Origin of the sequence: Siminovitchia sediminis, assembly GCF_042680885.1 — a bacterium.
In the GTDB taxonomy this organism is placed as follows: domain Bacteria; phylum Bacillota; class Bacilli; order Bacillales; family Bacillaceae_C; genus Siminovitchia; species Siminovitchia sediminis.
In genome coordinates, this window is the sequence record NZ_JBHUEO010000085.1 from 1 (window position 1) to 574 (window position 574).

1 pseudogene is annotated in these 574 nt (G+C 48.1%); it reads right to left on the reverse strand.

Features of this window, described 5'->3' with window-relative positions:
* Positions 1–547 (reverse strand): annotated as a pseudogene (locus ACFSCZ_RS17215) (Mu transposase domain-containing protein); the annotation flags it as partial.
* Positions 548–574 lie beyond the last annotated feature (27 nt).

Sequence of the window (574 nt, forward strand, 5' to 3'; positions counted from 1 at the left end):
GTTGGTCGACCAAATGGCGCGGGTACTCCTCAGCCAGCAGCCCAATCAGCCACTTTCCGATTTCTTTGTCCTCCAACATGCCATCAATCTGCTGAATCAACAGGTCACGTTTGGTGTGATTGCGCTTCCTGTGTGAAGGATCCGAAATAACAGCCCCTGTTCCCTCTGCGATCCTATGCTTTGCCAGAACCTGGCCGTTCTGTTGGAGGCGTATGTATAGATGCTCGTCATCTTTCTCGATATAAGCGATGTTCGGTGCCCCTTTTCGATAGGTACCGAGGGGAACGCTGTATCGGTTGCCCTCATATCGGATGACGTTGTCCTTGTGAATGTTTCTTGTTATACTTGAAACGAAGATATCTTCAAACAAGTAAGTACCGGAGACCTTTTGCAGGTGTTGCTTTTCCAGGGCGTACACCTCGACAGGTCTCTTTTTTGTATTATGGTGTACCTTATAGTTCCCTGTGCGTTCCAGCCATTTCATGCAGGAGTCCTGCCAGTCTGCCAAATTGTCAAACGTACGGTTCTTCGCAAAGTTATTTTTCACATACTTTACCACCTGCTCGATCTTCCC